The organism is Enterobacter sp. UPMP2061, assembly GCF_053709615.1.
Genome location: NZ_JBSKJP010000019.1, coordinates 52,327 through 61,229, shown reverse-complemented (window position 1 = coordinate 61,229; position 8,903 = coordinate 52,327). Strand labels below are relative to the sequence as shown.

The 8,903-nt window shown below is 57.4% G+C and carries 8 protein-coding genes; 5 read left to right on the top strand and 3 right to left on the bottom strand.

Annotated features, from left to right (window positions below):
• Nucleotides 1-124: 124 nt before the first annotated feature.
• The 5 genes from yqaB (at nucleotide 125) to ACWKXX_RS21915 (ending at nucleotide 4,230) form a co-directional block, all read left to right on the top strand.
• Nucleotides 125-691, top strand: a complete 567-nt coding sequence (gene yqaB, locus ACWKXX_RS21935; protein WP_015571665.1) for a fructose-1-phosphate/6-phosphogluconate phosphatase — start codon at nucleotides 125-127, stop codon at nucleotides 689-691.
• Nucleotides 688-1,116 (top strand): YqaA family protein, encoded by a 429-nt coding sequence (locus ACWKXX_RS21930; RefSeq protein WP_017692791.1) that lies wholly within the window; start codon nucleotides 688-690, stop codon nucleotides 1,114-1,116. The genes yqaB and ACWKXX_RS21930 overlap by 4 nt, the downstream gene beginning before the upstream one ends.
• A gap of 83 nt (nucleotides 1,117-1,199) precedes the next feature.
• Nucleotides 1,200-2,744, top strand: a complete 1,545-nt coding sequence (gene gshA / locus ACWKXX_RS21925; RefSeq protein WP_023295314.1) for a glutamate--cysteine ligase — start codon at nucleotides 1,200-1,202, stop codon at nucleotides 2,742-2,744.
• Nucleotides 2,745-2,896: 152 nt separating this feature from the next.
• Complete coding sequence (gene luxS / locus ACWKXX_RS21920) at nucleotides 2,897-3,412, top strand: S-ribosylhomocysteine lyase (protein ID WP_017382778.1); 516 nt, start codon at nucleotides 2,897-2,899, stop codon at nucleotides 3,410-3,412.
• 53 nt (nucleotides 3,413-3,465) lie between these two features.
• Complete coding sequence (locus ACWKXX_RS21915; protein ID WP_049133355.1) at nucleotides 3,466-4,230, top strand: AraC family transcriptional regulator; 765 nt, start codon at nucleotides 3,466-3,468, stop codon at nucleotides 4,228-4,230.
• Here ACWKXX_RS21915 and leuA read toward each other — a convergent pair.
• From leuA to emrA, 3 genes are all read right to left on the bottom strand, one after another.
• Nucleotides 4,217-5,872, bottom strand: a complete 1,656-nt coding sequence (leuA, locus tag ACWKXX_RS21910; RefSeq protein WP_017382777.1) for a 2-isopropylmalate synthase — start codon at nucleotides 5,870-5,872, stop codon at nucleotides 4,217-4,219. The genes ACWKXX_RS21915 and leuA overlap by 14 nt on opposite strands.
• A gap of 185 nt (nucleotides 5,873-6,057) precedes the next feature.
• Nucleotides 6,058-7,605 carry a multidrug efflux MFS transporter permease subunit EmrB gene (gene emrB / locus ACWKXX_RS21905; RefSeq protein ID WP_006811709.1) on the bottom strand — a complete coding sequence of 516 codons (1,548 nt, stop codon included), beginning with the start codon at nucleotides 7,603-7,605 and terminating at the stop codon, nucleotides 6,058-6,060.
• A 16-nt stretch (nucleotides 7,606-7,621) separates the two neighbouring features.
• On the bottom strand, nucleotides 7,622-8,794 hold the full coding sequence (emrA, locus tag ACWKXX_RS21900) for a multidrug efflux MFS transporter periplasmic adaptor subunit EmrA (RefSeq protein ID WP_261666054.1): 1,173 nt from the start codon (nucleotides 8,792-8,794) through the stop codon (nucleotides 7,622-7,624).
• Nucleotides 8,795-8,903: the final 109 nt, after the last annotated feature.

Here is an 8,903-nt window from a genome sequence, read left to right as displayed (position 1 = left end):
TCTTCTTGTGATCCCCTTCGATGTTTAGTTCTTAATCACTCTCATTGTTATCACTTCGCAATCAGCGACAAAAATCCCCTTTTACGATAAAGTAATGCTTTGTTAATCGTTTAGCGAGAGCACGATGTACGCACAGTATGACGGTTTGATCTTCGACATGGACGGCACCCTCCTGGATACCGAACCCACGCATCGTCAGGCCTGGACCGAAGTCCTGGGCCGTTACGGTATGCGTTTCGATTTACAGGCGATGATTGCCCTCAATGGATCGCCCACCTGGCGTATCGCACAGGCCGTGATTGAGCTGAATCAGGCCGATCTCGACCCGCATCAGCTCGCGCGTGAAAAAACCGACGCGGTAAAAGCCATACTGTTAGACACCGTGCAGCCTTTACCACTCATTGACGTCGTCAAGGAGTGGCATGGGCGTCGTCCTATGTCTGTCGGTACGGGCAGCGAGAGCGCGATTGCTGAAGCACTACTCAACCACCTTGGCCTGCGCCACTATTTTTCTGCCGTCGTTGCCGCCGATCATGTTAAACATCACAAACCCGCACCGGATACCTTCCTGCTCTGTGCAGAATTAATGGGTGTTCCACCTGCAAAATGCGTGGTGTTTGAAGATGCTGATTTTGGCATTCAGGCCGCGCGTGATGCCGGAATGGCGGCGGTGGACGTTCGCTTACTGTGAGTGACGCGCTGTCACTCGCTTCATTATTCGCCAGCAGTTTTTTAAGCTCCACCCTCTTACCGGGGAATTCGGAAGTGGTGCTGGTGGCGATGCTGTTGTCCGGCGTAAGTCAGCCCTGGTTGCTGGTCTTAATAGCAACAATGGGTAATAGCCTTGGAGGGCTGACTAACGTTATTCTTGGACGTTTCTTTCCGCTACGCGAAAAATCTCGCTGGCAGGAAAAGGCAGTGGGCTGGCTAAAACGCTATGGCGCTGCCACGCTGTTATTAAGCTGGATGCCTGTAATAGGCGATTTACTGTGTCTGCTGGCGGGATGGATGCGCATTTCCTGGGGACCGGTGCTCTTTTTTTTGTGCCTTGGCAAGGCGTTACGCTATGTTTTACTGGCATGGGTAACACTACAGGGTATGACGTGGTGGCACTAATTGGTGGAATGAATTCGCGACCTTCAATCGTCAACCATTACAATTATGCTGAGTGACAATTTTTTGACAGGCGGGAGGTCAAATTGATCCCGGACGTATCACAGGCGCTGGCCTGGCTGGAAAATCACCCTCAGGCACTGAAGGGTATTCAGCGTGGGCTTGAGCGCGAAACGCTGCGCGTAAATGCGGATGGTAGCTTAGCGACTACGGGACACCCGAAGGCGTTAGGCTCGGCGCTGACACATAAATGGATCACAACCGATTTCGCCGAAGCGCTGCTGGAGTTCATCACGCCAGTAGACGGTGATATTGATCATATGCTGACGATCATGCGCGACGTGCATCGCTTCACCGCCCGCAACCTCGGCGACGAGCGTATGTGGCCGCTCAGCATGCCGTGCTATATCGAGCAGGGGCAGGATATCGAGCTGGCGCAGTACGGCACCTCGAATATTGGTCGGCTGAAAACGCTGTATCGCGAAGGACTGAAAAATCGCTACGGCGCACTGATGCAGACGATCTCTGGCGTGCACTACAATTTCTCTCTGCCGATGGCGTTCTGGCAGGCGAAGTGCGGTGAAACGGATAAAGAAGCGATCTCCGCGGGTTACTTCCGCCTGATCCGCAACTACTACCGTTTTGGCTGGGTTATTCCGTATCTGTTCGGCGCGTCACCGGCCGTCTGTTCTTCGTTCCTGCAAGGGAAACCGACCACGCTGCCGTTCGAGAAGACCGAATGTGGCATGTATTACCTGCCGTACGCGACCTCCCTGCGCCTGAGCGACCTTGGCTATACCAATAAATCGCAAAGTAATCTCGGAATTACGTTTAACGATCTGCACGAATATGTGGCAGGCTTGAAGCGGGCGATAAAAACCCCGTCGGAAGAGTACGAAAAAATCGGCCTCGAAAAAGACGGTAAGCGCCTGCAAATTAACACCAACGTATTGCAGATTGAAAACGAGCTGTATGCGCCTATTCGTCCTAAGCGCGTAACGCGCAGCGGTGAAACCCCGTCAGATGCGCTTCAGCGCGGCGGGATTGAATACATTGAAGTACGTTCGCTGGATATCAACCCGTTCTCACCGATTGGCGTTGACGAGCAGCAGGTTCGCTTCCTTGACCTGTTTATGGTCTGGTGCGTACTGGCGGATGCGCCGGAAATGAGTTCCGACGAACTGCTGTGTACCCGTGCCAACTGGAATCGCGTGATTCTGGAAGGGCGCAAGCCGGGTCTGACGTTAGGTATTGGCTGTGAAACGGCTCAGTTCCCACTGTCTAAGGTAGGGAAGGATCTGTTCCATGACCTGAAGCGCGTAGCCCAGACGCTGGACAGCGTGTACGGCGGCGAAGCTTACCAGAAGGTCTGCGACGAACTGGTTGAAAGCTTTGATAACCCGGAACTGACATTCTCAGCACGTATTCTGCGTTCTATGATTGAGCAGGGAATTGGTGGCACAGGGCGTTCACTCTCAGCGGAGTACCGTGAGATGCTGATGCAGGAGCCGTTAGAGATCCTGAGCGAAGCGGATTTTGTGACAGAGCGTGATGCGTCCGTTGTGCGTCAGAAAGAGGTCGAAGCGGCGGATACGGAGTCGTTTGAGGCGTTTCTGGCGAAGCAGGCCTGAACCAAAAAGAAAAAGGCCACATCGCTGTGGCCAAAATATACATCTCTGAATTCAGGGATGATGATAACAAATGCGCGTCTTTCATATACTCAGACGCGCATTCTGTAGAAGAGTTCAGTTTATTTTAAAAAAATCACTATCGGAGGTGACGTATGCCGTTATTAGATAGCTTTACTGTCGACCATACCCGTATGGAAGCACCAGCAGTCCGCGTGGCGAAGACCATGAACACGCCGCACGGCGACACGATCACCGTTTTCGACCTGCGCTTCTGCGTGCCCAATAAAGAAGTGATGCCAGAGAAAGGCATTCACACGCTGGAACACCTGTTCGCCGGATTCATGCGCGACCACCTGAACGGCAACGGCGTGGAGATCATCGATATCTCTCCGATGGGCTGCCGCACCGGTTTCTACATGAGCCTGATTGGTCAGCCTGATGAGAAACGCGTCGCGGATGCGTGGAAAGCGGCGATGGAAGACGTGCTGAAGGTGAAAGAGCAGAACCAGATCCCTGAGCTGAACGTTTACCAGTGCGGCACTTACCAGATGCACTCTCTGGAAGAAGCTCAGGAGATTGCCCGTCATATCATCGAACGTGATGTTCGTGTAAACAGCAATGACGAGCTGGCCCTGCCAAAAGAAAAACTTCAGGAACTGCACATTTAGTATCGTGCCTGTGGATGCCCGGTGGCGCTTCGCTGACCGGGCCTACAATCCTGATGACGACAACCACCACCTTCTCCTTTACCCATCGCCCGCTTGTGCCGTTTTCGCATGATTATGCTCATGGCGACAGCGAGCCGTGGCATCAGCACGACTGCGCGCAGCTCCTGCACAGCCTCACCGGCGTCGTGCGGGTCGATACCGCATCCGGCTGCTGGGTGGTGCCGCCCGGTCGCGGCGTCTGGCTACCTGCGGGTACGCAGCACGCCTTGCGCATCACCGGCAACGTTGCTGCCCGCACGCTGTTTATCGACCCGCTGGCGCGCGCCGATCTTCCGGCGACCTGCCAGATCGTGCAGATCTCGCCCCTGCTGCGCGAGCTGATCCTGACCTCCCTTACGCTTCCTGAATCTTACGCACCCGGAAGCCGCGATGAACGTGTTTATGAACTGATCCTCGATGAAATTCGCCTCATGCCGGTACTGCCGTTTCACCTGCCCGAGCCGGAAAGCGAAGCGCTGCGCCACCTCTGCCAGCAGATTCGAATGGCCCCGGGAGAAAGCTGGAGCAGCGCCCAGGCCGCAGGTATTGTGGGGATGAGCGAACGCACGCTGAACCGCCATTTTCAGCAGCAGACAGGCCTGAGCTACGGCGAGTGGGTGAGAAGGGCGCGACTGCTGGAAGCCTTAGTGCGGCTGGCGCAGGGCCAGCCGGTATTACGCGTGGCGCTGGATCTGGGGTATGGCAGCCACAGCGCCTTTACGGCAATGTTTCGCCGGGTAATGGGTGTCTCACCCAGCGATTACTTCAGGAACGACTGACCGCGTTAAAAAGCGCCTGAATCGACGCGCGTGCCACGTCGCTGTCGATGCCCACGCCCCAGCGGCTGGTCCCATCCTGGAACAGACAGCGGATATAGGCCACCGAGCGGCTGTCGCTGCGTTCGCCTAACGTATGTTCGTGATAATCCTTGATCACAAACGGTGCGTTGATCCAGCGGCTTAAGCCGTGAGCGGCGGCGGAGAGCAAACCGTTTCCCTGGCCTTCCAGCTGGCGGGTGCCCCCTTGCGTGGCGACGCTTGCCGTCAGCCGCAGCTGGCCGTCCTGCTGGCTGTCGCTGCGGTACGATTGCAGCGCTAATGGCGGGCTCGCCACCAGGCCGTAGCGGGCGCGGAACAGCTGCCAGAGCGCATTCTGCGTCATCTCTTTTCCATGGTTATCCGTTTCCTGCTGCACGTGCTGGCTAAAATCCTGTTGCAGGGCGCGAGGCAATTTCAGGCCGTGGTTTTGCTCAATAAGCCAGGCGCTTCCGCTTTTTCCTGACTGGCTGTTCACGCGGATCACCGCTTCATAGGTACAGCCAATATCCTGCGGGTCGACGGGCAGATAGGGCATCTCCCAGCGTTCGCCAGGCTTACGGGCATCGAAACCTTTCTTGATGGCATCCTGGTGCGAGCCGGAGAAGGCGGTGTAAGCCAGACGACCCGCCCACGGATGGCGCGGATGGACGGGCAGCTGGTTGCAGGTTTCTACCGTTTCAACCACCCGATTCATATCACTGAAATCCAGATTCGGGCTAATGCCCTGGCTGTAGAGGTTCATCGCCAGCGTCACCAGGCAGACGTTGCCCGTGCGCTCACCGTTACCAAACAGGCAGCCCTCCACGCGGTCAGCCCCGGCCATGACGGCCAGCTCTGCGCTGGCGACGCCGGTACCGCGATCGTTATGCGGGTGCACGCTGATACAGACGTCACTGCGGCGGCTGAAGTGGCGGCAGAAATACTCGATCTGGTCGGCATAGACGTTCGGCGTGCTCACCTCGACGGTAGCGGGCAGGTTGACGATCATCGGACGCGCCGCGCACGGCTGCCAGATCTCCGCCACGGCTTCACAAATCTCCAGCGCAAACTCCGGTTCGGTAAAGCAGAAGGTTTCCGGGGAGTACTCGTACTGCCAGCGGGTGTCAGGGTTCTCTTCACACAGCTGACGAATCAGGCGCGTCGCGCGCGTCGCCAGCTCGACGATTTGCGCTTTCTCCATGCCGAATACCAGACGGCGGAACAGCGGGGCGGTGGCGTTATACAGGTGAACGGTGGCCTGCTTCGCGCCGCGCAGGGAGTCGAAAGTGCGACGGATAAGATCGTCCCGCGCCTGCGTTAACACCTGAATGGTGACGTCATCCGGGATGCGGTTCTCCTCAATCAGCTGACGCACAAAATTGAAGTCCGTCTGCGAGGCGGACGGGAAGGCGACTTCGATTTCTTTAAACCCGCAGCTCAGCAGCAGATCCCAGAATTGCAGCTTGCGCGCGCTGTCCATCGGCTCGGCCAGCGCCTGGTTACCGTCGCGTAAGTCGGTCGAGAGCCAGCGCGGGGCGCGGGTGATAATCTGCTCCGGCCAGCGGCGGTCGGGCAACGAAAGGGTGGGGTAAGGCTGGTATTTTTCGGCGGGTGTGTTCAGCATGGTGCGCTCCTGTTGTCTTTTCACTATCGTGAATCGATTTCAGGCGCGCTGCTTTATCGGAACTGACAATCGCTGTCGCATTTTGGACAAGGGGGGCGATTGTTGCCCGGTGGCGCTGCGCTTACCGGGCCTACGATCGTAGGCCGGGTAAGGCGTAGCCGCCACCCGGCAACCCGTGCACAGGGCTAGTGCGCCCCACCGCCCCCGCTACCGGCCCCAAACGGTGGTTTGGCAAACCACACCAGCCCCAGCAGGACGATGAAGATCCCCGCCGATATCCAGAAAATCTCGTTTGCCGAGATAATCAGCCCCTGGTTGGTGATCTGCTGGGCAAGCCAGCCGGACGCCTGCTGCTCCGTCATCCCCATCCCCTCAAGCTGGCTATACATCTGCTGAGCGTTAGGGTTGAACGGGTTCACCGCTTCGGTGAGTTGAGCATGGTGCATCGATTCCCGGTTGGTCCACAGCGTGGTGGTGATCGAAGTCCCGATGGAGCCCGCCAGCGTACGGGTGAAGTTCGACAGGCTCGATGCCGCCGCCATCCGCTCAGGCGGTAAGCCGGAAAGCGTAATGGTGGTCAGCGGCATAAAGAAGCACGCTACGGCGAAGCCCTGAATAAACTGCGGCCACGCGGAGGCGCCAAAGTCCATTCCCGGTTCAAACGTATACGCGCGCCAGTAGAAGCACACGGCGTACATGATGAAGCTGAACGTCACCAGCCTGCGCATGTCGAGCTTATGGGCGAAACGGCCAATAATCGGCGACAGCAGAACCGGAATTAACCCCACCGGCGCGGAGGCCAGCCCCGCCCAGGTTGCGGTATAGCCGTACACCTCCTGCAACAGCTGCGGCAGCAGAACAATCGCGCCGAAGTAGAGCATATAGGCGAGACTGATACAGAGGCAGCCGATGGTGAAGTTTCGCGATTTAAACAGCGAGAGGTCGACTATCGGATTATCGTCCGTCAGCTCCCAGACAATCAGGAAGCTGATGGCCACCACGGCGACCACCGTCAGCACAATGATTTCCGTAGAGGCAAACCAGTCCAGCTCTTTGCCGCGGTCGAGCATGATTTGCAGGCTGCCGATGCCGACAACCAGCAGTGCCAGCCCGATGCCGTCGATCCGCCGCTGTTCGGTCCGCGTTTCGCGACCACGCAGAGACTGTAGCGTCATCAGCACCACCAGCGCACCGATGGGCACGTTGATGAAGAAGATCCAGCCCCAGTGATAGTTATCGCTGATATAGCCGCCGAGGATTGGCCCGCAAATTGGGGCGACGATCACCGTCATCGACCACAGCGCGAGCGCGATGGAGCGCTTGGCGGGCGGATAGTTGTTCAGCAGCAAACTCTGCGACAGCGGAATCAACGGCCCGGCGACAATCCCCTGGATGACGCGGAAGAAAATCAGCATCGTCAGGCTGCTGGACATGCCGCAGGCCCAGGAGGCCAGCACGAACAGGATCGTCGACCAGAGGAACAGCTTCACTTCACCGACGCGCTTCGCCAGCCAGCCGGTGATGGGAATGGAGATGGCGTTCGCCACCCCGAACGAGGTAATGACCCAGGTCCCCTGGCTCAGCGATGAGCCAAGGTTCCCGGCGATCGTAGGGATCGCCACGTTTGCGATGGTGGAGTCCAGCACCTGCATGAATGTCGCCAGCGACAGCGCAATGGTCATAATGACCAGCTGCGCCCCCTCCAGCGGTTTTTGCGGCTTTTGCTGTTGCATAACGCTCACCTTCGGCTTAACCGGCGTTTGCCTTCACGATGTCATCGATCAGCTTATTGACCGGATCGAGGCTAATTTCACGGGCGTTACTTTCATAAGCTGGCGTACTGCGCACCTGGCTTGCGAGGATCTGACCGTCGCGGTTGGCGGTATCGACCGTCACCAGCGTGGAAAGGCCAATTCGCAGCGGATGGTCTGCCAGCTGCTTAGGATCCAGCTCGATACGCACAGGCAAGCGCTGTACCACTTTGATCCAGTTGCCGGTGGCGTTCTGTGCAGGCAGCAGGCTGAACGCGCTGCCGGTCCCCATGTCCAGACCGACCACTTTTCCGGTGTACTTGACGTCATCGCCGTAAATATCGCTGACCACGGTCGCGGTCTGGCCGATACGCATATGCGCCAGCTGGGTCTCTTTGAAGTTCGCATCGACCCACAGATTGTTCGCCGGAACGACCGCCATTAGCGGCGTGGTGGTGCTAATCTGCGCCCCAGGCTGTACGGAACGACGGGAAACGTAGCCGGTCATCGGGCTGACGATTTTGGTACGTTGCAGGGCAAGCCATGCGTTACGCACTTCGGTCGCCGCCTGTTTCACCGCTGGCTGGTTTTCCAGAGAGGTACCCAGCACCATCGCCTGATTAGCGTTGTACTGTTGGATCGCCACGTCCAGCTGCGCCTGTGCGCTGGCCACCGCGTCGCGGGCGTGCTGCAACTCTTCACGGCCAATCAGGTTGGCGGTGCCGAGAGGAACACGACGATTGAGGTCGCTCTGCGCCTGAGCCAGGGCCGTTTTCTGCACGTCGATATTGGCCTGAAGCTGCTTGCTGTTGATCATCAGCTGGCGGGTCTGGCGAACGCTGGAGGCCAGCGCCGTCTGTGCTTTTTCAAACGCCTGTTGGGCGTCGGTCGGGTCGAGCGTGACCAGCACATCGCCTTTTTTCACAAAGTCGGTGTTATCAGCCCAGACTTTCGTCACGCTGCCTGACACCTGGGCCATGATTTGAACCTGATTCCCTGCCACGTATGCATCGTCTGTCTCTTCAACATGACGCAAGACTAAAAACCAAAAGATCCCATATGCCACGGCAATAATAATAAAGAGCAAGGTCAGCAGAATAAGGGCGCTCTTACGTTTGCCCTTTTTGTTGGCCGGTTGCTGCGGGAGGGTGTTCTCCGCATTTGCGCTCATTGTTGTTCTCCACGATCTTTTTATTTTCACATCGGCTGAGCCGACCTGTTGTCAGAAAGGCCAGCAGTTTCACGTGCTGGCCTGTCAGTTTTTCTTTTTAGCAATCTGG

Coding starts and splice junctions, on each gene's coding strand:
- yqaB (WP_015571665.1), top strand. CDS start 125: ATGTACGCACAGTATGACGGTTTGATCTTCGACATGGACGGCACCCTC.
- luxS (WP_017382778.1), top strand. CDS start 2,897: ATGCCGTTATTAGATAGCTTTACTGTCGACCATACCCGTATGGAAGCA.
- ACWKXX_RS21915 (WP_049133355.1), top strand. CDS start 3,466: ATGACGACAACCACCACCTTCTCCTTTACCCATCGCCCGCTTGTGCCG.
- leuA (WP_017382777.1), bottom strand. CDS start 5,872: ATGCTGAACACACCCGCCGAAAAATACCAGCCTTACCCCACCCTTTCG.
- emrB (WP_006811709.1), bottom strand. CDS start 7,605: ATGCAACAGCAAAAGCCGCAAAAACCGCTGGAGGGGGCGCAGCTGGTC.
- emrA (WP_261666054.1), bottom strand. CDS start 8,794: ATGAGCGCAAATGCGGAGAACACCCTCCCGCAGCAACCGGCCAACAAA.